Genomic DNA, 22663 nt, shown 5'->3' on the forward strand with positions numbered 1-22663 from the left:
GAGAGTAGAGAAGAAACGGGTATCCTAAAGATACACGCATCTTTCCGTGTCGTATATGACATTCCTCCGCTGGCATTACCCAGTTCAGGTTCAACGGTCGATGGCACAGTACCATCCTCTCAGCCTGGTGATTTCCAAGCTCCCGTGCTTTTCTTATTTTGGATTGCAAGAATAGGATAACGGGAAGTCCATTAAATTTCAAGGGAAATTTTCTCAGTGAAAAAATTGCGGGCGTGCAACACATTTTCCTTCCCCCTATTCTCATGAATCGGACTAAAACTGTTTCTGTAGACCCACATGAATCCTATCTGTTACGATGAAGTTCGAAAAAAAGCAACTGCTTCCAGCGCCTTGATTTTCCTCGTTGTCGAAGCAGGACGGAGAAGTATTTTGAGGTGATGAGGAATGGATGTTTATTCGGATCTAAAACAAGGAGAACGTGGAGCGTGGGTGAGTATTTTCGCCTACATTTTCTGCTCTGTATTAAAAATAGGAGTTGCGTATGTCACTGCGTCGGAAGCTTTAATGGCCGACGGTCTTAACAACTCAACGGATGTCGTTGCATCGATTGCTGTTTTGATCGGGCTGCGTATTGCAAGGAAACCACCTGATAAAGATCACCCGTATGGCCATTTCCGGGCGGAGACGATTTCAGCACTTGTCGCATCATTTATTATGCTATTTGTCGGAGTTCAAGTCGTTACGAATGCCGTACCATCCTTGTTTGACCCACAACATTCGGCTCCTGACCTGTTGGCAGGGTGGACAGCACTTGCGACTGCAGTCATTATGCTTTTCGTTTATCGCTATAATAAAAAGCTCGCCATCAAAACAAACAGCCAAGCACTAGATGCAGCGGCCGCTGACAACCGTTCAGACGCATTCGTCAGTATCGGGACGTTTATCGGGGTAGCTGGCGCACAATTTCAATTGCATTGGCTTGATCCTTTAGCTGCTTTTGTTGTTGGTCTCATCATCTTGAAGACTGCTTGGGACATTTTTAGGGAAGCAACTCACCGTTTGACAGATGGCTTTGACGAGAGTGAGCTTGCGGATCTGCGGGCTACCATTTCCTCGATTTCAGGAGTAAAGGATATCAGTGACATCAAAGCCCGCTACCATGGAAGCAGCGTACTGGTTGATGTTGTGATCCATGTAGATCCCGGTCTGAATGTGGTGGAGAGCCACACCATCACCGAGAAAATTGAAGAACAGATGCGCAAGATTCACCGGATTAACGCCGTTCATATCCATATTGAACCATGCAGGAAGATGGCGCCTAGCTAGATTCCATGATACGAATACAAAAAAACCTGTCCAGAGTGGGCAGGTTTTTTTGTGGAGCCTAAACTGTGGTAGCCTTTTTTTTGCGTAGTGTTTTGGTTGTAGTGGTAGTCTTTTTTGGACTGGTTGCGGTCTCCTTTTTCGATGCCTGCTCTTTTTCGGACGTAGAGGCAGCGGTGGTGCGTTTTCGCGCAGGCTTTGACGGAGTCGGTTCAGGCTCGATTTTAATGGGCGCTGCGCCTTGACCAGCTGTAGACTCCAAGCTTTCTTTTAGGGCCTGCATGAGATCAATTACATTGGTTCTTGCCACAGTAGGTGCAGTAGCGATCTCCTGACCCTCCAGTTTTTTCTCGATCAGTTTTTGCAAGTCGGAACGATATTCATCGGTATATTTTGCGGGATCAAAAGGGATCGTCATATTGCTAATGAGCTCCGTTGCCATCTTCAGTTCGTTTTCAGCCAACGGTACAGTGGCTTCTGGCAAGGCAGGCACTTGACTGACGGGACGTACTTCATCTGGATAGAAGATCGTCTCCAGCATGATGCAATGTTCATACAGTCGGATAACTGCCAGGCTTTGCCGATTGCGCATCGTCACCTGTGCAACGCCAATCTTTCCTGTCTGTTCCATAGCGGATCGCAGCAAGGCGTATGCTTTTTCGCCAGTGTCTTGGGGCGATAAGAAATAGCTTTTATGAAAATAAACGGGATCGATCTCCGACAAGTCTACGAAGTCGATAATTTCAATGGCTCTGCGTGTTTCTGGCGTAATGGCTTCCAGATCATCATCGTCGATCATGACAAAATGTCCTTTTTCGTATTCGAAGCCACGGACGATTTCGCTCGTATCGACCTCACGCTGGCAGTGCGGGCACATTTTCGTGTACTTGATCGGGGTATTGCACTCTTTATGCAGTTGGCGAAAGCGAATATCACGCTCTTCCGTTGCAGTAAACATGCGAACAGGTATATTGACGAGGCCGAAGCTGATTGAGCCCTTCCACACCGTATGCATGCGGATACCTCCTTCACAGCTATTTTATATAGTATCTGTATCTGCATAGAAGAAGTGCCGAGGGAAATGAAGGTGGAAAAGTAAAAAGCCAGCCGATTCGATGCGGCTGACTTCGTATACAGCTACTGCCCATGTTTGACGATGTCCGATTGATCTGCACGCGATTGCATGTCACGCGCCAGCTCGACATCTTTGCCAGTTCGGTCCGCAATGGACTGGGCTTCGGAGGCCTTCAGCTTTTGTGCAGACGGTCGCTTCTCTGCCATGAATGACTCACTCCTTTCAGGCAATGTACATGTAGAGGGTGATGCACGTACATGTAGTATGCGCTGGACACAAAAAAATACCCCATCGCCAAATGACGAGGGGCAGCCGTTCAACTCCTCCCGATGAAGGGAGCGATGGCACGAAATGCTCCTATCAGACACGTCGTGCGCCAAAGTGAACAGCCTTTCAATTATGGGAGAGGAGAAACCGGAGGAAGAGCTTATGGGGAAACGTAAGTCTTCTCCGCGGTTGTCAGCGACACCGTTGCGTCGCTATTCATCATCTTTTCCAATCGAATGGGGTTGTATACCTTTCTTGCACATAAATTTTTCCAGTTGCTAATTTTACGGGTGTATGCAGTTGTGATAGTATGATATCATTCTCAGTCTTGGAAAATCGCGTCTAACGCTAGACTTTTTGAACAACCTCATACAACATACATAGGAAAGCAGACAGGTGAAATGAGTATGCGAGTAATCTCTGGAGAACACAGAGGAAGACGGTTGGCAGCAGTTCCGGGCAAAGGAACCAGACCGACAACCGATAAAGTCAAAGAATCGATTTTTAATATGATTGGTCCGTATTTCGATGGCGGGTGGGCATTGGACCTGTACGCCGGAACAGGTGGTCTCGGGATCGAGGCATTGAGTAGGGGAGCGGATCGGGCTGTTTTCGTGGAGCGAGATCACAAAGCATTTGCTGTCGTAAAACAAAACGTCAGCACTTGCAGGCTGGACGATTATGCCGAGCTATATCGGATGGATGCGGACCGGGCTATTCGCACACTGAGTACGCGCAATCAAAAATTTGATCTCGTCTTTTTGGACCCGCCATACGCCCAGCAAAAGATTGTCGAAGAAATTGAGATGTTGCAGGAGCTGGGAATGTTGGCGGATGGAGCGTGGATCGTGGCTGAGCATGATATCACAGACACCTTTCCGGATGCGATTGGTCATTGTGTGAAGGATCGAGCGGCTAAGTATGGGGATACAGCCGTTACCGTGTATTATTACGATTTGGAGCAACAAGCCTAACTTTCAAATCAAGGTGCAAAAGAGCACTAAGGGAGGATAACCCGCTATGGCAATCGCTGTATGTTCAGGAAGCTTCGATCCTGTTACTTATGGGCATCTCGACATTATTGCGCGGGGTGCCAACGTTTTTGATAAGGTCATTGTCGCTGTCTTGATCAATTCGAAGAAAAACTCATTGTTCAGCGTAGAAGAGCGCGTCGAATTGCTTCGTCAGGCGACGGCTGGCATGAAAAATGTAGAAGTGGATTCTTTTGACGGCTTGTTGATTGACTATATGAACAAAAAGGGCGCACAAGTGATTATTCGTGGCCTTCGTGCTGTTTCTGATTTCGAATATGAGATGCAAGTTGCCTCCATTAATAAAAAGCTCGACGAAAATATCGAAACGTTTTTCATGATGACGAACAATCAATATTCGTATTTGAGCTCAAGTATTGTAAAGGAAGTTGCGAAATACAAGGCGAGTGTCGCCGATTTGGTACCGCCGAACGTAGAAGAGGCACTGAAGCGAAAAATGGCCGAGTAAATTATCGGGTTTTGCTACGGTTCATGTGCGAAAGAGTCAGGCTGGTACACAAAAGAATCACACCGACGCCAATGGCGATTCCTCCTGATAGTAGCAAGGTCTCCCACCAACTTGACGCAGGGATCTCCGATTTCGCTTGCACAAATACAGGGACGGCTTTCTCCACGAACCAGGAGCTGACTGTGGCAAGAGGGCCCCAAAAGACAAAGGTCAAAATCGCAGCTAGTAAAGCATGAAGGGCTCTGGCAATCAAGTAGGGAGCGACACGAATATCCGTTTCACTCAAGATGCTCGCAACCTGCGCGTGAACACTCAAACCGCCCCAAGACAATACAGCGCTGGCAATGGCCGCTTTCCAGACCAAGGAAACAGCATCGGGTACAATGCTCGCTGCCTGTGCGCCGAGGGTTACTTCGAACAAACCAGCCACGATTGCTTGCGAAAAGGCTGGTGGGAAACCAAAGGGACCGAGAATAATCGAGAGAAGCGTGCTGATGATTTGTGTCAGATGAATGGTGGAGAAAAGTTGGATTAATACCGAAAAAACGATGATAAAGCCACCGATCATGAGCAATGTATTCAGAGCGGATTGTACCGCTTCCCCCATTAATTTTCCGAACGGACGTCCATCGCGGACACGGGCCCGATGCATCGATTGCAAGGCACGTAAAGGAAGAGGAAGTGAATTTTTCTCCAATGGGGCTGAAGTAATGGCAAAGGGCGCATGAAAACGATAGATCACACCCATGAGTACAGCTGACAAATAATGAGTCAGAGCTAGAATGATGCCCATTTGCTCACTGTGAAAAAAGCCGATTGCCACTGCTCCCATGACGAATAAAGGGTCTCCCGTCGTTGTAAAAGAGACGAGACGTTCACCCTCAGCCTTCGTCACATTGCCTTGCAGACGCAGTCTTGTTGTCAGCTTTGCGGCTACTGGATAGCCAGACGAGAAGCCCATAGCCAGTACGAACCCGCCAGTACCCGGAACGTTAAACAGCGGGCGCATTAATGGCTCCAGTAACACGCCGACGAAATGAACGACGCCCAGACCCATCAACACCTCAGACAGCACAATAAAGGGAAGGGTAGAGGGGAAAACTACCTCCCACCATATTTTCAGACCGCGTACGGCAGCTTCAAAAGAAATCTGCGAGTATGCAACCAACGAAATAACAATGGAAACTGTCGAGAGGGCGAGCAACAAAGTAAGTACGGGTGAGTGGCGTGACATGGATTCCTCCTGAATCGAAGAAAGGTAGTAGTACATGTCTACGTGGCAGGCGGGAGAACTATGCGTAAGCTTGGTCGACGAATATCTCCCAAGTGTGAAAGGAACAGCGGTTTACCACATAGGCTGGTTACAGGGAGGGGTTTTTCCATGCAGACAAAGCGTAAACCAATCGTGGGTGTAGCCCTGGGTTCTGGGGGCGCTCGCGGTTTTGCGCATATTGGTGTGTTGAATGCGCTAGAAGCACATGGCATCCAAATTGACATGCTGGCCGGCTCCAGTATGGGCAGTCTGATTGGGGCCGTCTATGCCAACGGAATTGAACCGCATATGATGGGAAAGCTTGCTCTAAATTTAAAACGCAAGCATTGGCTTGATTTGACCGTACCCAGCATGGGTTTTGTTACAGGGGAAAAGATCAAGCAATTGATTCGCCTGTTAACGCACGGAAAGCGCTTGGAAGAGCTGAACAAGCCGCTTGCCATTGTGGCGACGGATATTGAAACAGGAGAGCGAGTCGTATTTCGAGAAGGTCCGATTGATCAAGCGGTAAGGGCTAGCATATCCATTCCAGGTATCTTCGTGCCTGAAAAAGTAGGGGGGCGGCTTTTAGTAGACGGAGGAGTCATTGATCGTGTGCCCGTGACGGTTCTACGTGAAATGGGTGCCGATATCGTGATTGCGGTAGATGTCGCCCAATTCGATACACGGATGGAGGTCAAAAGTATTTTTGATGTCATCGCCCAGACGATTGATGTGATGGAAAGGGAAATTCTGCGACATCGAATCATTGCAGCAGACATCGTAATCAGGCCGGATGTTGGACACTATAGCAGTATCGCGTACACGGGTATCGAAGAAATTATCGAGCTAGGCGAACGTGCGGGTACTGAGCATATCGAACGCATTCAGGAACGAATTGCAAGTTGGGAGGCACAAGAATGAGTGAGGAACAGCTTTATGCCAATAGACGCAGATCTACAGGAACCAGAGGCTTTAGCTGGATACTTGCCTTGGTTTTTGTCTTGTTGGGCATTTCTTTTTTTGTACCGACGAATTATTACGTGAGTCGTCCGGGTTCAGCGATTGAGTTGGGACCGATGATTCAAGTGGAAGGCGGCAAGAAAGATGAGACCGGCTCCTTCATGCTCACGACGGTTCGAATGGGCGAAGCGAATTTGCCGTGGTATTGGTATGCAAAAATGGCGCAGGATGTTGAGTTGATGCCCAAGGAGCTGGTTGTCAGCAAGGGAGAGGACAGCGAAGATTTTATCCGTCGAGAACAAGCGATCATGGACAATTCACAAAAAATTGCGGAGGCAGTCGCATTCCGTCTGGCCGGCTTCGAAGTCAAAATCGAGAAGCAGGGAGTGTGGGTGATGGGTACTTTGGAAGGGTTCCCTGCCCATAAAGCATTGCAAATTGGTGATGTCATTACGTATGTAGACGGGGTTCGCACGTCGGAGGCAAAAGATTTGCTGACAGCTCTCTCCACAAAAAAAGCAGGCGATCAAGTCGAAATTACGTACACAAGAGATGGACAAGAGGCCAAAACGATGTTAACCTTGGAACCACTACCTGAATCCAAGTCAGTTGGAATTGGTGTACGCCCTGACAACAAACAGGAAATCATCATTCCGAAAGAAGTAACCATTGCCTCTCAAGGGATTGGTGGCCCTTCTGCTGGATTAATGATGACGCTGGAGATTTATGACCAGTTAAATACGGAGACGGATTTGACAAAAGGCTATAAAATTGCAGGAACAGGCACGATTTCGTTAGACGGAAAAGTAGGCAGGATCGGTGGCATTAATCAAAAGGTAATCGCAGCGGACAAAGCGGGCGCAGAGATCTTCTTTGCTCCGCGGGATACGCCAGATACGAACTCCAATTATGAGGAGGCGTTAGCGACTGCCAAGCGGATTGGAACTTCAATGAAAGTGATTCCAGTCAAGACGGTAGAAGAAGCGATTACGTACTTGAATGGACAAAAACCGAAATCTACCTGAGCAAACTAGCTGTCAAGCAAAAATGGTTGACAAAGCTTTGGGCAGGGTCTATAATCATCTTTGTTGTGCATGAGGTGAAATGCTATGAACATTAAGTTGGCAGAGTTAGAGCACCGAAAAGGAGAGCCGTTGCCATTTCAGGTAACCCTGGATGCAGATGAGCTGAAGAAGCGCCATCATGAGATTCGCGGGATTACTCCTGTGACTGCGAGTGGTGAAGCCGTACAGCTGGGCAATCTCTATTACGTAAAAGGAAGCATGAAGGCAGATGTGAATTTTGTTTGCGCGAGATGCTTGAATCCTTTTATCGATCAGGCAACAGTAGATTTCTCTGAGACATTTGCTCTTGCGGATGATCCGATCCTGCAAGACGACGAGGACAGTGATATCCTTCCTTTGGAAGGCGATGAAATCGAGCTGGACTCGCTGCTGCAAGAGGATTTCTTACTGGCAATGCCGACCTTCCCGCTCTGCGAGGAGGATTGCAAAGGTCTGTGCCCGACTTGCGGTGTGAACCGTAATGAAGTGGCATGCAGCTGTAAGAATGAGCGTGTTGACCCGCGATTGGCTGGGTTGGCTGACTTTTTCAAAGACAGCAAATAAGTTTTCTTACTGTATTCAAGATGATTCGCCGACCATTCGTGGCAGCGTCTCATTTTTGAAGGATGGCATAAGCTTTTTGCCTATACTGTCCACCCAATAGAGCTTCTTAGCATTTGTCAGTTGAAGGAGGTGTAAGGAAGATGGCAGTACCTCAACGGAGAACTTCCAAAACCCGTAAAAGAATGCGTCGTACGCACTTCAAATTAGAGATTCCAGGCATGATCAAATGCGATAATTGCAGCGAATACAAGCTTGCGCATCGTGTTTGCCCAAGCTGCGGTCACTACAAAGGCGTGAAAGTAGCGAAGTAATATTCGCTGCTAAGAAAGCAAGGTGAGAAATCGCCTTGCTTTTTTTGTTCCTTTCTATTGCTTACGATTACTTACAAACACTTATTATCGCTTGCGTCGTTTGCTTAAATGACTTATAATGAAGGCGAGATAAGGATGGGGTTGAGGCTTCGTGTTTCAAGAGGAGAGGCTGGCTGCAATTCTTGCGTATTTGCAGGAGCACCAGCGAATCAGTGTGCAAGAGGTAGTTGAGCAGTTTGGGGTTTCCCGTGACACAGCGAGGCGTGATATCGTCAAGCTGGAGGAGCAGGGGCAAATCCTGCGGACCAGAGGAGGAGCAGTATTGCCCAGCCTCAACAAAAAGAACTACTCCCATCAGGAACGAATGCAGCTTGATTTGACAGGAAAGCAAAGTATTGCAGCAGCGGCGGCCCGTCTGATCAAAGATGGCGATTACTTGCTGCTCGATGCGTCCACAACTGTTCAGTTCACGGTGGAATCCTTGCAGACCCGCGACCATGTCATCATCACGAATTCATTAGCGACTGCCTCCAGTATGTCCCGTAAAGAAGGCGTTCTTGTCAAGCTTTTGGGCGGAGACGTACATGCAGAGGATCAATGTGTGCTCGGTACACGCGTGATTCAAAACCTCGCTGATTTTCATGTCGACAAAGTATTGGTTGGTGCATGCGGCCTTACAAAGGAAGGGCTCATGTCTACGCAGGAAGATCACGGTTTTCTGATCAAAGAAATGATCAAGCGCGCCGATCAAGTGATCATACTTACCGACCATACCAAATTCGGAAAAAGCATGCTGTATCGCGTTGCTGGTTTTGATCAGATCGATATTATCGTGACTGATAAGCTGCCTGAAAAGGAAATAGCTGAGGCCTTGCATGCCAATGATGTAGAGGTGATTGTAGCTTCCACATGAAGCTATTGATCCATAAAAAATAGGATAAGTTCCATTTGGCTGGCGTGAATGGGTAACCAGCGTGACAGCAAATGGATTTATCGAAAGAGAGTCCTTCAAATAGGAAGGGCTCTTTCTTTTTTTCTTGCAATTGTGTAGAGCCCCTGCTATTCTGGTAATCCTGACTTTTCCAAGAGGAGGGTTTTATGGTCTATTGGCGGATTATTCGCAAGAGCTATCGTCGAAATCTTCAGTATCGTTTATCGCATGTCGTCAACAACTTCGCAAGCTCGATTTTTGGGCTTGTTTTTATTGCCATTTGGACGGGTGTCCTTTCTGGAAAACAAGTATACGGCCCCTATGATGTCAAAACGATGGGGTATTACATCGCGATTTGCCAAAGTGTTCTCTGGATGACAACATTTATGTCCCCAGGTCTGAATGTGCAAGTAGCGGTAAGAAGCGGGGCTGTCAGTCTGGATATGATCAAGCCTGTTCATTATCTCTGGTACATGCTCAGTCAGGAGTTTGGACGACTTGTGTACAACGCTTGTTACAGAAGTGTTCCGATCAGCTTGCTGCTAGGATTAGCGGTAGGCTTCTTTTTTCCCTCCCATCCGTTCACTTACTTCTGGTTTATCCTCTCGCTACTGCTCGGTACTTACGTAGGCATGTTGCTCTTTTATCTAGCGGGCATTTCCTCCTTCTGGACGACAGAGATTCGCTGGGTACACCTCATTCTTTTGTCTTTGATATTTGGGTTAGGTGGACAAATGATCCCGCTGGACTTGATGCCCGGGATGATTGGAAAGGTAGCGCCTTATTTGCCCTTTTCAGCGATGATTTACTATCCGGTCATGACCTTGCTAGAGCTTGCACCTCCTTATGGCATGCTTATACAAGCTGGCTGGGCGCTCGTTTTAACGGCAGTTGCTTTGTTGGTGACGAACATGGCAAGAAGAAAGCTAGAAATTCAAGGAGGATAACCACATGTTTGCCCTCTATCGCAAACTGATCGCGGCCAGCATTCGCTCGCAAATGCAATACAAGATAAATTTTGTCACGAGCGCTGCCACGACCGGAATGATTATGGTGCTTGATTTTATTATTCTCTCTGCGATTTTGTACCGATTTCACGATGTGGTCGGGTGGAATATTTACGAGGTTGGGATGCTTTACGGGATATCCTCGGCATCTGTCTCTTTGTATCGACTGTTCGCCCCGGAAATCAACGACTTTGAGAAGTACATCGTACAAGGGGAGCTCGATCAGTTGCTCATTCGTCCTGCTTCCCCTTTGCTTTTGCTATTGACACGCAATCTTGACTTGTCGAGAGTGGGAGGGTTGGTTCAAGGGGTGTCCGTTTTGGTCATCTCTTTGTCGGGTCTTGCGGCGGAAGGGAAAACGATCATGGGGTTGGTCCTATTCTCACCGGTTGCCATTTTGTCTGGTGGAGTGATCTACTTCTCCATTGGACTTGCTACCGCTGGGGTCGCCTTTTGGACACATCAGATGAAAGACATGCTGACCTTTACCATTTATGCGCCAGCCAATGCTTCCAATTATCCAATCGGGCTATATCCAAACTGGCTCAAATGGCTGTTTTTCTCAGCGATTCCGATCGCGTATATGAATTATTTGCCAATGCTGACGCTGTTGGGCAAAGGGGGCGAATGGTTTTATCCGATACTCACCCCGGTAGCTGCAGCGATTGCTTTTTATTTCTCTCGTATGCTGTGGAATGTCGGGATTCGACACTACCATAGTACAGGGAGCTAAGGAGGGGTAACATGATTGAAGCAAAGCATATCGAAAAATCATTTTTCCTGACAAAAGCGAAAGAGGGGCGCTTTGCTTCTCTACGAACACTCTTTTCTCGTGAACGAAGGGAAGTCAAAGCCGTCCATGATATCTCCTTTTCCATTGACAGAGGCGAGTTCGTGGGATATATCGGGCCAAATGGCGCAGGAAAATCGACGACAATTAAAATGCTCGCAGGAATTCTTCATCCCAGTCAGGGAGAAATACGAATAGGCGGATATAGTCCACAGCGGGAAAGAATTCAAGTAGCCTCACAAATCGGAGTGGTGTTCGGGCAGCGAACACAGCTGTGGTGGGATCTGCCAGTCAGAGATTCCTTCGAAATTTTGCAAGCGATGTACAAGATTAACGACACGGCATATCGGCGATCGATGGAGGCGTATCAGGAACTACTGGATCTGCATGAGTTCCTTGATACGCCAGTACGTAAGCTGTCATTGGGTCAGAGAATGAGAGCTGATTTAGCTGCGGCTCTGCTGCATGATCCGCCGGTCCTGTTTTTAGATGAGCCGACGATTGGGCTGGATGTGGTCGCGAAGACTCGCATCAGAGCATTTTTGAAAGAAGTGAATCAGTCCCAGAAGAAGACCATTCTACTAACGACTCATGATATGGACGATATCGAGCAACTCTGCAACCGAATCATCGTGATCAACCATGGCAAAAAGATGATGGATACGAGCTTGGCCGATTTGCGACGACAGATAGGGCTGCCAAGCCTCATTCGAATCGAATTTCGACAACCGCCCGAAAAGCTTTACGACTTAGAGGGAATCGAGCGGATGGAGCTATCAGAGAATGTACTTTCGATTTACTTCGACAAAGGGAAAATTTCTTCCCCGCGAATCCTTGCTGAAGTGGCGGGCTGGGGTGAGCCTCTGGACATTCAGATGAAAGAACCGGGGATTGAGGAGATCATTCGGCTCATTTACCGTTAGGGATGGTTACCTATTTTCGTAACGATACTTGTAATTCCACATCTTCTCCCTTATACTGTGTTTTGGTACCAGGTATTAAAAACAGATCGCAATCATACATAGTACAATTGAATCCTGCTTAAGGGGGTGTTCGGCATCGCCCGCTTGCCAAAAAAAGATCGCCAGTCCCGCTTGGTGCAGTATCTGGCGGATAATCCATTTGCGACGGACGAAGATCTGGCTGAGTTATTTCATGTCAGTATTCAAACCATACGTTTAGACCGACTGGAATTAGGAATACCGGAGCTCCGTGAACGTATCAAGACAGTCGCAGAGAAAAGTCTTGATCCTGTAAAATCATTGGGCATCGATGAAATCATCGGTGAAATGGTTGATCTACAGCTCGATTCACAGGCCATTTCCGTATTGGAAATTAAAGAAGAGCACGTTTTTTCAAAAACACAAATTGCCAGAGGGCATTATATATTTGCTCAGGCCAACTCATTGGCAGTAGCAGTAATCAACGCAGAGGTAGCGTTGACAGCTACGGCGAGAATCCGCTTTGTCCGTCCTGTGCGAGCAGGGGAAAAGCTGGTTGCCAAAGCAGTGGTGAGAAGCCGTAACGGCGACGAATGCAAGGTGCGTGTAGAGACGAAGGTCCAAGGTGAGTTGGTCTTTACCGCAACGTTCCGTGTGGTTGAAATGTCGAGCTACCATAACAGCATGGATGAGGAGTAAGGAGGAGTCACGGTTGCGAATTGCAGTGGATGCGATGGGCGGCGATCACGCACCGAAGAGTACCGTATTAGGGGCGCTTGCTGCCATCAAGGAAAACCCGGCCATTACAGTTGTATTGGTGGGAGATGAACAGGCTATTCGGAACCACTTGCCGCAGGATATTCCGGCAAACATCGAAATCGTTCCTGCAGCGGAAGTGATTTTACCAGATGATGAACCGGTTCGAGCTGTTCGGCGTAAGAAAAATTCTTCGCTGGTCGTAGCTGTTGAGATGGCGCGCGAGAAAAAAGTCGACGCGATGATCTCGGCTGGAAATACAGGCGCATTAATGACAGCAGGCTTGTTGTACGCAGGTCGGATGGATGGAATCGAGCGCCCTGCGCTTTGTGCCTATATCCCGAATACAAAAGGCCGCGTAACACTGACGCTGGACGTCGGAGCCAATATGGATGCCAAGCCGCATCAGCTTGTACAATACGCGGTGATGGGTAGCTTGTATGCTGAAAAAGTGTTGGGCTTCGAGCGTCCGACAGTAGGCTTGCTCAACGTCGGGACGGAAGAAGGAAAAGGGAACGAATTGACGAAAGCTGTTTTCCCCCTCCTTCAAGAAGCTGACTTGAACTTTGTAGGAAATGTGGAAGCGCGCGATGTTATGCAAGGAAACTGTGATGTGCTGGTATGCGACGGCTTTGTAGGAAATGTTTTGTTAAAGGCCGTTGAGGGTGCTGCCTCCACAATCTTTTCGCAGTTGAAGCAGGAGTTTACTTCCAGCCTGATTAATAAGCTAGGAGCGGCGATTCTGAAACCTGGATTGGTTCGCTTTAAAAAGAAAATGGATTATGCGGAATACGGTGGTGCCCCCTTGCTCGGATTGAAATCCCCAGTAATTAAGGCCCACGGTTCCTCAAATGAGCGTGCGATGAAAAACGCGATTGTGAGTGCTACGCGGTTTATTCAGCAGGACGTGAACGGGGTTATCCAGCAATCATTACAGAAAAATACTTTGGGAGAAAGCGAGTGAAGCAGATGAGTGCAAAGCGTTCAGTAGGGATTTTGTCTACAGGCTCTTATACCCCGGAGCGGGTGTTGACGAACTTTGATCTGGAGAAAATGGTGGAAACCTCTGATGAGTGGATTGTTTCCCGCACTGGAATCAGAGAACGCCGCATTAGCTCACCGGAGCAAGCTTCCTCCGACTTGGCTTACGAGGCTGCCAAAGAAGCGCTCGAGAAAGCAAACATCAGCGCGGAACAGCTGGATATGATCATTGTAGCTACCGTAACGCCTGACATGTCGTTCCCGTCTACTGCTTGCTTGCTGCAAGAAAAGCTGGGTGCAACACGTGCGGCTGCCATGGATCTTTCCGCGGCCTGCACAGGCTTTTTGTATGGAATTACGACAGCGACTCAGTTCATCGAAAACGGTTTGTATAAAAAAGTGTTGGTCGTAGGCGTTGAGACCTTGTCCAAAATTACGAATTACAAAGATCGAAATACATGTGTGTTGTTCGGAGACGGCGCAGGTGCAGCTGTTATCGGTGAAGTTACCGAAGGCTACGGCTTCCAGTCCTTTGAGCTCGGCGCAGATGGATCAGGCGGATCTCTCTTGTGCTTGCCGGCAGGTGGTTCTAGAACGCCTGCATCTGCGGAGTCTGTCGAACAAGGACTGCATTATCTCTACATGGCAGGCGGAGAAGTTTTCAAATTCGCCGTTCGTGTGATGAATTCAGCAACAGAGGCTGTCTTGTCCAAAGCGGGCGTATCGAAGGACGAGATCGACCTGTTGGTGCCGCATCAGGCAAACAAACGCATCATTGACTCTGCCGTACAGCGTTTCGGTCTGTCTGAGGATAAAGTAGCAATCAACCTGGATCGCTATGGAAACATGTCCTCTGCTTCTATTCCTGTAGCGTTGGATGAAGCAGTTAAGGCTGGTCGCGTAAAAGAAGGCGATAACCTGATTCTGGTTGGGTTTGGTGGCGGCTTGACTTGGGGAGCAACGCTCTTGAAGTGGTGCACGACGCCGGCAGAAGGGAGCAAGTAGGAATGGGAAAAGTAGCCTTTGTTTTTCCGGGGCAAGGTTCACAATTTGTAGGAATGGGTCAAGCTCTCTCCGAACAATCGGAAGAGGCCCGTCACATATTTGAGCAGGCGGATGAAGCGCTCGGCTTTTCCTTGTCGGGACTGTGTTTTGCAGGGCCAGAAGAGGAATTGAAGCTGACAGCAAACACACAGCCAGCTATTTTGACAGCAAGCATCGCTGTTTTGGCAGCATTGAACGAAAAGTTGCCTGACTATAAGCCTGCGTTCGTAGCGGGTCACAGCTTGGGTGAGTATTCTGCTTTGGTTGCAGCTGGGGCCTTGTCCTTTGCAGATGCAGTCAAAACAGTGCGAGCTCGTGGTCAGTTCATGGAAGAGGCAGTGCCAGCGGGACAAGGTGCAATGGCCGCAGTCTTGAGCATGGATCGCGCGGCACTGCATGCGGTTTGCGAAGAAGTAACAGCATCTGGACATCCTGTTCAATTAGCGAACATGAACTGCCCAGGGCAAATTGTCATCTCTGGTTCTGCTGAAGGTGTGAAGCTGGCCGGTGAAAAAGCGAAGGAAGCGGGCGCAAAGCGTGTCCTTCCATTGAATGTAAGCGGTCCGTTCCACTCGAGCCTGATGCAGCCGGCAGCAGATAAACTGCAAGAAGTTTTGGCTGGCGTTACGGTACAAGAAGCGACTGTGCCTGTTGTGGCAAACGTAACGGCTAGACCAGTGTCTGAGGCGACCATTATTGTAGATCAATTGGTTCAACAAGTTTCCGCCCCGGTTTTGTGGGAGGATTCTGTACAATGGATGGTCGAAGCAGGCGTGACAACCTTTGTTGAAATCGGTCCAGGAAAAGTTTTGGCCGGTTTGATCAAGAAAATCGCACCAGCGGATACGACGATTATCTCTGTACAGGATATGGATTCGCTTACTGAGCTTTTGAACGGAGGGGTACTATGCTAACAGGAAAAACAGCCCTGGTCACAGGGGCTTCCCGTGGTATTGGGCGTGCGATTGCATTGAAGCTGGCAGAAGCTGGCGCTAATGTGGTTGTCAATTACGCAGGTAGTGAAGCGGCAGCAAGCGAGACTGTTGCGCTTATTAAAGAAATGGGCCGCGATGCCATCATGATTCGCGCGAACGTTTCTTCTACAGAAGATGTCAACGACATGTTCAAAGCTGCTTTGGATCATTTTGGTGCGATCGATATTCTCGTGAACAACGCGGGAATTACTCGCGACAACCTGATCATGCGCATGAAAGAAGACGAGTGGGACGATGTCATTGCGACGAATCTGAAGGGTGTATTCAACTGCGTAAAGGCAGCGACCCGCCCAATGATGAAGCAGCGTTCAGGCAAAATCATCAATATCACTTCTGTGGTAGGTGTTTTGGGGAACGCAGGACAAGCTAACTACGTGGCGGCAAAAGCTGGGGTTATTGGCTTGACGAAGACGGCTGCTCGCGAGCTGGCTAGCCGTAATATCACGGTGAATGCTGTTGCGCCAGGATTTATCGATACAGAAATGACTGCTGTATTGCCAGAGGATGTCAAAGCAGGACTCACAAGCCAAATTCCGCTTGCCCGCTTGGGACAAACTGATGATATCGCATCTGTAGTACTGTTCCTGGCATCCGACGCAGCCAACTACATGACAGGGCAGACCCTGCACGTAGACGGCGGAATGTACATGTAGAAAGAAAACCTCAATCGAGCGTTTTCACGAAAACTGGTTTTTTGAAAGCTCATCCACTATAATACGGGAGAGGGGGTGAAGCAAGATGGCAGATACTTTGGAGCGTGTAAAGAAAATCATCGTCGATCGTCTGGGTGTAGATGAGTCCAAAATTACTTTGGAAGCTTCTTTCAAAGAAGACCTGGGCGCTGACTCCCTGGATGTGGTTGAACTCGTAATGGAACTCGAAGATGAGTTTGATTTAGAGATTTCCGACGAAGATGCTGAAAAGATCACTTCTGTTGGTGAGGTTGTTAAATACATAGAATCTCACAAGTAGTTGATCTGTTGGAAGTCCCGTACCATACGGGACTTCTCCTTCAATAGCCACCTGTACATTATCCAAACAAATACACGTTTTGCATGCAGTGAATGTAAGAAGCTGACTGCTGACTTTCATATAGAGGTGATTGCAATGAAACGCAGAGTGGTGATTACTGGCGTTGGTGTCGTTTCTCCAGTAGGGAATGACGCGCAGACTTTTTGGAACAGCTTGCTGGAAGGAAAATCAGGCATTGACCGTGTGGCTGCCTTTGACGCTTCTGATTATCCAACACAAATTGCAGGCGAAGTGAAAAACTTCGATCCTGAACAGTATATGGACAAGAAAGATATCCGACGTACAGACCGATTCGTTCAGTTTGGATTAGCTGCCGCCAAAATGGCTGTAGAAGATGCAAAACTGGAGATCACGCCAGAAAATGCGGAACGAGTGGGTGTATACATCGGGTCCGGAATCGGTGGTCTGACTACATGGGAAGAACAGCATTCCGTCTTGTTGGAAAAAGGACCGCGTCGTGTGAGTCCGTTCTTTATTCCGATGCTGATTGCGAACATGGCGTCTGGTGCAGTATCCATTCAATACGGTGCAAAAGGACCAACTTCCAGCGCGATTACCGCTTGTGCGACAGGTACAAATGCAATCGGTGATGCACTGCGTCTGATCCAGTTCGATCACGCTGATGTCATGATCGCAGGCGGAGCAGAAGCAACGGTGCGTCCAATGGGATTTGCAGGCTTTTGCTCAGCAAAAGCGATGTCCACCAGAAACGATGAGCCGCAAAAAGCAAGCCGTCCGTTTGACCAAGATCGCGATGGCTTCGTAATGGGCGAAGGTGCTGGTGTTCTGATTCTGGAAGAGCTTGAGCATGCGAAAAAACGTGGAGCAAACATCATCGCGGAAGTCATTGGCTACGGAATGAGTGCAGATGCTCATCACATTACTTCTCCATCTCCCGGTGGCGAAGGGGCAGCGCGTTGCATGGCAAGCGCACTGAAAGACGCTGGCGTTGACCCAACGGAAGTCCAATACATTAATGCACATGGTACTTCTACTGACCAAGGAGACATCGCAGAAACACAAGCGATCAAGAGTGTGTTTGGCGAGCACGCATACAAACTGGCTGTCAGCTCGACCAAATCGATGACAGGCCATTTGCTGGGTGCTACTGGCGGTGTCGAGGCAATCGCGACGGCATATGCGCTGCGTGATCAAATACTGCCTCCAACAATCAACTTGGAAAACCCGGATCCAGAATGTGATCTGGACTATGTTCCGAACCATGCGCGCAAGGCGACCGTCAATGTGGCTGTTTCCAATACATTTGGATTCGGCGGTCACAATGCATCGATAGTCTTGAAGCGATACGAAGCATAAATGAGCCCTACTGATAGAAAAAGTAGGCAGTCTCCTGGAATGGTGGTGAGGGTGATGAATTTTGCACAGCTGCAAGAAACGATAGGCTTTCGCTTTCGCGATGAAAGTGTTTTGCGGCAGGCATTCACCCATTCTTCCTACGTGAACGAGCAACGCGGCAAACGAATATCAGACAATGAGCGGCTAGAGTTTTTGGGGGATGCTGTGTTGGAGTTGACGGTCTCCCAGTTTTTGTATAAAACTTTTCCGAAGATGAGTGAAGGGGAAATGACGAAGCTGCGTGCAGCCATTGTCTGTGAACCTTCTCTCGTCAAGTTTGCTGAACTGTTGAATTTTGGCGATCTCGTATTGCTGGGAAAAGGGGAAGAGCTGACAGGTGGACGTCAGCGACCAGCCTTGCTAGCGGACGTTTTTGAGGCGTTTGTAGGTGCGCTTTACTTAGATCAGGGGTTGGACGCAGTTTTTTCCTTTATGGAAAAATACGTGTACCCGCGCATCGACAAGGGAGAGTTTGCCCAGGTAACCGACTTCAAGAGCCAGTTGCAGGAATTTGTTCAACAAGACAATCTGGGAGACATCCATTACCGAATTGTAGAAGAAAAAGGACCAGCTCATAATCGAGAATTCGTATCTGAGGTGCTTTTGAACAATCGTTCGCTTGGCATCGGCTCTGGCCGCTCCAAAAAAGAAGCGGAACAGCAAGCTGCTGCACGAGCATTGGTCAAGCTGGGGGATAAATAATCACTCGTCAGCGAGAAGGGCTGCATCATCTGCTACAAGATGGTGCAGCTTTTTTCTTACGGGTGGGAAACATAGGGAAAATACTGCGAGATGACCGCTATCTATGATACACTTACCTACAGATGACCAAGTAGGCTCGTAGTAGGTAGCTCCTGTTCGATGCAGGGGCTTCTTTTCGGGTACCATCCGATCCTTGCATGTTTTCAATCTGTCAATTTGGCAGGCAGTCTTGGATGGTTTCTTAAGGAGGACCGTACGTATGTATTTGAAACGCCTGGAGCTGGCTGGATTCAAATCCTTTGCCGATCGCACGGAATTGGAATTTGTACCAGGGGTAACAGCCGTAGTGGGACCGAATGGAAGTGGGAAAAGTAACGTTTCTGATTCGATCCGCTGGGTGCTGGGGGAACAGAGCGCGAAGTCGTTGCGTGGAGCGAAAATGGAAGACATTATTTTTGCCGGCAGTGACAAGCGCAAGCCAGTGAATTTCGCAGAAGTGACACTCACCTTGGACAATACAGATCGTTCGCTCGATGTGGAATATTCGGAGGTATCCGTTACCCGCAGAGTGTATCGTTCTGGTGACAGTGAGTACTACATAAACAACAGATCCTGCCGTCTAAAAGACATCATGGAGCTGTTCATGGATACCGGGCTGGGTAAAGAAGCGTATTCCATTATCGGTCAAGGTAAAATTGAGGAAATTCTCAGTACCAAGTCAGAGGATCGCCGTGGAATATTTGAAGAAGCAGCCGGAATCGTCAAATACAAAACACGCAAGCGCGAGGCTGAGAAAAAGCTCGATGACACCGAGCAAAATCTGGTGCGTATTCACGATATCGTCAGTGAGATTACGGAGCAGATCGGACCTTTGCAGGAGCAGGCAGAAACGGCCAAGACGTACAAGGAGCTTCATCGCCAACTGGTTGAGCATGAAGTAGCCCTTTATGTGCAGCAAATTGAAGCAGCTCATACGAAGTGGGAAACAGCCACAGGACGCGTAGAGGAACTCAAGCACCTGTTAATCGGACAAACGACCGAAGCATCCAAGCAAGAAGCTGATTTGGAGCAGGCGCGTTTTCATGTCACCCAAATTGACCAATCTATCGAAGAACTGCAACAAGTACTTTTGACAGTCAGTGAAGAGACCGAGAAAGTCGAAGGACAACGTGAGGTATTGCGGGAGCGTATGCGCAATCTCAATGCCAATCGTCAGCAGACGATGGAGCAGATGCATCGGATTACCGAGAAGCAGCACGGGCTTGAGGCAGAACTGGCAGAAGAACAAGAGCGGGCCAAGGAAGCGGATCGCCGAATGACCGAAGCCCACGCTTCGCTGCAAGAAGCAGAAGGTCAGTTTTTTTCCATGGTGCAATCACTGACAGATGACGTAGAGCGTTTGAAGAGTGATTACTTCGAAAAGCTCAACGAAATGGCGAATCTGCGCAACGAAAATCGCCATCAAGAGCAGCTTCTCAAGACAAGCGAGGCCAGAGTTGAACGTCAATTGTCTGGAAAAAAACAGCTCGATGAAGAAGAAGAGCAGCGACTAGCTCAGCTGAGCCAGCTCCAAGATCAGCTGGAGCAGATCGTTTCTACCATTCAAGAAACCGGCGTTAGATACAAAGAGCTGGTCGAGGGCATGCGCGAAGGACAAGCCCGCCTAGAAACAGCCCGTCGAGAGCTGCGCCACTGGGAACAAAAGCGGGAAGCAGCGAAGTCGCGTTTTGACCTGTTAAAAGAAATGCAGTCGGAGTTCGCAGGGTTTCAGCAAGGGGTAAAAGAAATTTTGAAAGCACGCGAGCGTGGCTTCAAAGGAATCCATGGAGCGGTCGCTGAGCTCGTTGTCGTGCCACAGCAATACGAGACAGCGATGGAGGTCGCATTGGGTGGCGCACTGCAAAACGTCGTCGTGGACAACGAAGCATCCGGTCGCGCAGCCATTGCTCACTTGAAGCAGCACAATGCAGGTAGGGCGACTTTTCTACCGCTTGATGTCATCCGTCCTCGCACCTTGCAGGCAAGTGATAAGCGCCTGCTGGAGGCGGAGAGTGGAGTCGTCGGAATCGCGAGTGAGCTCGTGACCTTTGAGGAAGCATACCGACCCATCCTCGAAAGTCTTCTGGGCAACGTCATTATTACGGAAAAGCTGGAGCAGGCAAACCGTGTGGCCCGTACGCTTGGCTACCGCTATCGTGTCGTGACGCTGGAAGGCGATATCGTGAATGCTGGTGGTTCCATGACAGGGGGGGCCTTGAAAAAGAACAGCACGAACCTGCTTGGACGCAACCGTCAATCAGAAGAGCTGGAAGCGCAGCTGGTAGAAATCGACCAGGCAATTTCTGGGCATACTACCCTTATGGAGCAGTTGACGAAGGAAATGGCGCAAATGCAGAACGAGCAAGAAGCTCTGCGCACAGAAGGCGAGAGTCTGCGACTGAAAGAACAGGAAGTAAAAGGGCTCTTGCAGCAAAAAGAATCGGAAGGCAGATCCTTGGGCGAGCGGGCAAAGCTTGTTGAACAAGATATTGAAGGCTATCGCCGCGAGATGGAAGAAGCCAAACGCAAGCAAGAGCAGCTGCAAGCCTCTTTGACCGCCATGGAACAAGAGGAAAAAGAGCTAGGTGAGCGTATTGCAGAAGCAGAGGCGAAACGCCAAGAGCAGCTCGAATCCAAAGAAGAAATGAATCAAAAAATAACAAGTCTCAAAGTACTGAATGCCCAGGTCAAGCAAGAGTATCAATCTCGCTTGGAGCAAACCGAACGCTTGCTGGAGCAAAAGAGCCAATTGCAGCGCGAATGGGAAGAACAAAACGCGAACTTGGCATCTCTTGATGAGCTGGAGCGTACGAACGAATCATCCGGGCTTGAGCTGGATCAGCGCATTAGCGAATTGCGTCAGGATAAAGACCGTGTAGCTGGCTTGATTCAAGAGCGGCGAAGTGAGCGGGCGACTCTCTTTTACAAACAGGAGCAAGTGGAACAGCAGGTGAAGGAAATCCGCCGCGAGGTCAAATCACTCGAGGAAAAGCTTCATCAGGAAGAAGTAAAAGTCAACCGCAACGAGGTAGAGCTCGATCATTTGTTGAATAAACTCTCCGAAGAATACGAAATGAGCTACGACCTGGCGAAGCAAAAATATCCGGCACGTGGCGAGATTCAGGAAGAGACACAAGTGGTCAATCGTCTCAAAAAGCAAATTGGGGCACTTGGCACTGTGAATCTTGGCGCGATTGAGGAATATGAGCGCTTGTCCGAGCGTCAGCAGTTCTTAAGCTCGCAGGAAGCTGATTTGAATGAAGCAAAAGACATGCTCTATCAAGTGATCCAAGAAATGGACGCAGAGATGTCGCGCCGCTTCAAAGAAACATTTGATGCGATCTCGGAGCAATTCCGCGACGTGTTTGTCCAACTGTTTGGAGGAGGACGCGCAGATCTTGTACTCTCCAACCCAGACAACCTGCTTGAGACGGGCATCGATATCGTGGCGCAGCCACCTGGCAAGAAGCTGCAAAATCTTGCGCTCTTGTCCGGGGGCGAACGTGCTTTGACTGCAATGGCCTTGCTTTTTGCCATCCTGCGTGTGAAGCCAGTGCCATTCTGTGTATTGGATGAGGTAGAAGCCGCTTTGGATGAGGCAAACGTTAACCGTTTCGCCGAGTACATGCACCATTTCAGCAACCAGACACAGTTCATTTGCGTCACACACAGAAAAGGCACAATGGAGAGCGCAGATGTGCTATACGGTATCACGATGCAGGAGGGCGGCGTGTCCAAACTCGTCTCCGTGAAGCTGGAGGACAGTGACAAGTTTATCGAATCTGCCTCTTAATCGGATTTGCCATTCA

Annotated in this window: 23 protein-coding genes and 1 riboswitch; of the genes, 20 read left to right on the forward strand and 3 right to left on the reverse strand. The window is 48.7% G+C overall.

What is annotated here, in order from left to right:
• Window positions 1–44 precede the first annotated feature (44 nt).
• Window positions 45–155: riboswitch (TPP riboswitch) on the reverse strand.
• Between the two features lie 250 nt (window positions 156–405).
• On the forward strand, window positions 406–1287 hold the full coding sequence (locus tag FB479_RS02370; protein ID WP_047068037.1) for a cation diffusion facilitator family transporter: 882 nt from the start codon (window positions 406–408) through the stop codon (window positions 1285–1287).
• Between the two features lie 58 nt (window positions 1288–1345).
• Here FB479_RS02370 and ku read toward each other — a convergent pair whose 3' ends face one another.
• Window positions 1346–2299 (reverse strand): non-homologous end joining protein Ku, encoded by a 954-nt coding sequence (gene ku, locus FB479_RS02375; protein ID WP_142062079.1) that lies wholly within the window; start codon window positions 2297–2299, stop codon window positions 1346–1348.
• Between the two features lie 122 nt (window positions 2300–2421).
• Window positions 2422–2565: a hypothetical protein gene (locus tag FB479_RS30295; RefSeq protein WP_164724462.1), complete on the reverse strand. Its 144-nt coding sequence runs from the start codon at window positions 2563–2565 to the stop codon at window positions 2422–2424.
• A gap of 468 nt (window positions 2566–3033) precedes the next feature.
• Between FB479_RS30295 and rsmD the strand changes: the two genes are divergently transcribed.
• Both rsmD and coaD read left to right on the forward strand, forming a co-directional pair.
• Window positions 3034–3600: a 16S rRNA (guanine(966)-N(2))-methyltransferase RsmD gene (gene rsmD, locus FB479_RS02385; RefSeq protein WP_106653390.1), complete on the forward strand. Its 567-nt coding sequence runs from the start codon at window positions 3034–3036 to the stop codon at window positions 3598–3600.
• A gap of 46 nt (window positions 3601–3646) precedes the next feature.
• Window positions 3647–4126: a pantetheine-phosphate adenylyltransferase gene (coaD, locus tag FB479_RS02390; protein WP_106653391.1), complete on the forward strand. Its 480-nt coding sequence runs from the start codon at window positions 3647–3649 to the stop codon at window positions 4124–4126.
• 1 nt (window position 4127) lies between these two features.
• On the opposite strand, the gene ylbJ is transcribed toward coaD, so the two are convergent.
• Window positions 4128–5360 carry a sporulation integral membrane protein YlbJ gene (gene ylbJ / locus FB479_RS02395; protein WP_142062082.1) on the reverse strand — a complete coding sequence of 411 codons (1233 nt, stop codon included), beginning with the start codon at window positions 5358–5360 and terminating at the stop codon, window positions 4128–4130.
• Window positions 5361–5507: 147 nt separating this feature from the next.
• On the opposite strand from ylbJ, the gene FB479_RS02400 reads away from it, so the two are divergent.
• The 17 genes from FB479_RS02400 (at window position 5508) to smc (ending at window position 22647) form a co-directional block, all read left to right on the forward strand.
• Window positions 5508–6302, forward strand: a complete 795-nt coding sequence (locus FB479_RS02400; protein ID WP_106653393.1) for a patatin-like phospholipase family protein — start codon at window positions 5508–5510, stop codon at window positions 6300–6302.
• Window positions 6299–7366 (forward strand): SepM family pheromone-processing serine protease, encoded by a 1068-nt coding sequence (locus tag FB479_RS02405; protein WP_142062085.1) that lies wholly within the window; start codon window positions 6299–6301, stop codon window positions 7364–7366. The genes FB479_RS02400 and FB479_RS02405 overlap by 4 nt, the downstream gene beginning before the upstream one ends.
• A gap of 84 nt (window positions 7367–7450) precedes the next feature.
• Window positions 7451–7969, forward strand: a complete 519-nt coding sequence (locus FB479_RS02410) for a YceD family protein (RefSeq protein ID WP_088908229.1) — start codon at window positions 7451–7453, stop codon at window positions 7967–7969.
• Window positions 7970–8109: 140 nt separating this feature from the next.
• Window positions 8110–8280, forward strand: coding sequence for a 50S ribosomal protein L32 (gene rpmF, locus FB479_RS02415; protein WP_005834357.1), 171 nt, complete (start codon window positions 8110–8112; stop codon window positions 8278–8280).
• Window positions 8281–8431: 151 nt separating this feature from the next.
• Entirely contained in the window at window positions 8432–9193 is a 762-nt protein-coding gene (locus FB479_RS02420) for a DeoR/GlpR family DNA-binding transcription regulator (RefSeq protein ID WP_142062088.1), read from the forward strand.
• Window positions 9194–9378: 185 nt separating this feature from the next.
• Window positions 9379–10158, forward strand: coding sequence for an ABC transporter permease (locus FB479_RS02425; RefSeq protein WP_106653397.1), 780 nt, complete (start codon window positions 9379–9381; stop codon window positions 10156–10158).
• Between the two features lie 4 nt (window positions 10159–10162).
• The gene (locus FB479_RS02430; protein WP_142062091.1) at window positions 10163–10951 is read left to right on the forward strand and encodes an ABC transporter permease; all 789 of its coding nucleotides are present in this window, start codon (window positions 10163–10165) and stop codon (window positions 10949–10951) included.
• An 11-nt stretch (window positions 10952–10962) separates the two neighbouring features.
• Window positions 10963–11931, forward strand: coding sequence for an ABC transporter ATP-binding protein (locus FB479_RS02435; protein WP_106653399.1), 969 nt, complete (start codon window positions 10963–10965; stop codon window positions 11929–11931).
• Between the two features lie 126 nt (window positions 11932–12057).
• The gene (gene fapR, locus FB479_RS02440) at window positions 12058–12648 is read left to right on the forward strand and encodes a transcription factor FapR (protein ID WP_106653400.1); all 591 of its coding nucleotides are present in this window, start codon (window positions 12058–12060) and stop codon (window positions 12646–12648) included.
• Window positions 12649–12661: 13 nt separating this feature from the next.
• Window positions 12662–13669, forward strand: a complete 1008-nt coding sequence (gene plsX, locus FB479_RS02445) for a phosphate acyltransferase PlsX (RefSeq protein WP_142062094.1) — start codon at window positions 12662–12664, stop codon at window positions 13667–13669.
• Between the two features lie 5 nt (window positions 13670–13674).
• Window positions 13675–14691 (forward strand): beta-ketoacyl-ACP synthase III, encoded by a 1017-nt coding sequence (locus FB479_RS02450; RefSeq protein ID WP_142062920.1) that lies wholly within the window; start codon window positions 13675–13677, stop codon window positions 14689–14691.
• 2 nt (window positions 14692–14693) lie between these two features.
• Window positions 14694–15644: an ACP S-malonyltransferase gene (fabD, locus tag FB479_RS02455; RefSeq protein WP_142062097.1), complete on the forward strand. Its 951-nt coding sequence runs from the start codon at window positions 14694–14696 to the stop codon at window positions 15642–15644.
• The gene (gene fabG, locus FB479_RS02460) at window positions 15638–16378 is read left to right on the forward strand and encodes a 3-oxoacyl-[acyl-carrier-protein] reductase (protein WP_047068008.1); all 741 of its coding nucleotides are present in this window, start codon (window positions 15638–15640) and stop codon (window positions 16376–16378) included. The genes fabD and fabG overlap by 7 nt, the downstream gene beginning before the upstream one ends.
• A gap of 85 nt (window positions 16379–16463) precedes the next feature.
• On the forward strand, window positions 16464–16697 hold the full coding sequence (gene acpP / locus FB479_RS02465) for an acyl carrier protein (protein ID WP_005834336.1): 234 nt from the start codon (window positions 16464–16466) through the stop codon (window positions 16695–16697).
• A gap of 135 nt (window positions 16698–16832) precedes the next feature.
• Window positions 16833–18074, forward strand: a complete 1242-nt coding sequence (fabF, locus tag FB479_RS02470) for a beta-ketoacyl-ACP synthase II (RefSeq protein WP_106653403.1) — start codon at window positions 16833–16835, stop codon at window positions 18072–18074.
• 54 nt (window positions 18075–18128) lie between these two features.
• Window positions 18129–18815: a ribonuclease III gene (rnc, locus tag FB479_RS02475; RefSeq protein ID WP_026043146.1), complete on the forward strand. Its 687-nt coding sequence runs from the start codon at window positions 18129–18131 to the stop codon at window positions 18813–18815.
• A gap of 259 nt (window positions 18816–19074) precedes the next feature.
• Window positions 19075–22647, forward strand: a complete 3573-nt coding sequence (gene smc, locus FB479_RS02480; RefSeq protein ID WP_142062100.1) for a chromosome segregation protein SMC — start codon at window positions 19075–19077, stop codon at window positions 22645–22647.
• Window positions 22648–22663 lie beyond the last annotated feature (16 nt).

Origin of the sequence: Brevibacillus sp. AG162, assembly GCF_006715575.1 — a bacterium.
In the GTDB taxonomy this organism is placed as follows: domain Bacteria; phylum Bacillota; class Bacilli; order Brevibacillales; family Brevibacillaceae; genus Brevibacillus; species Brevibacillus brevis.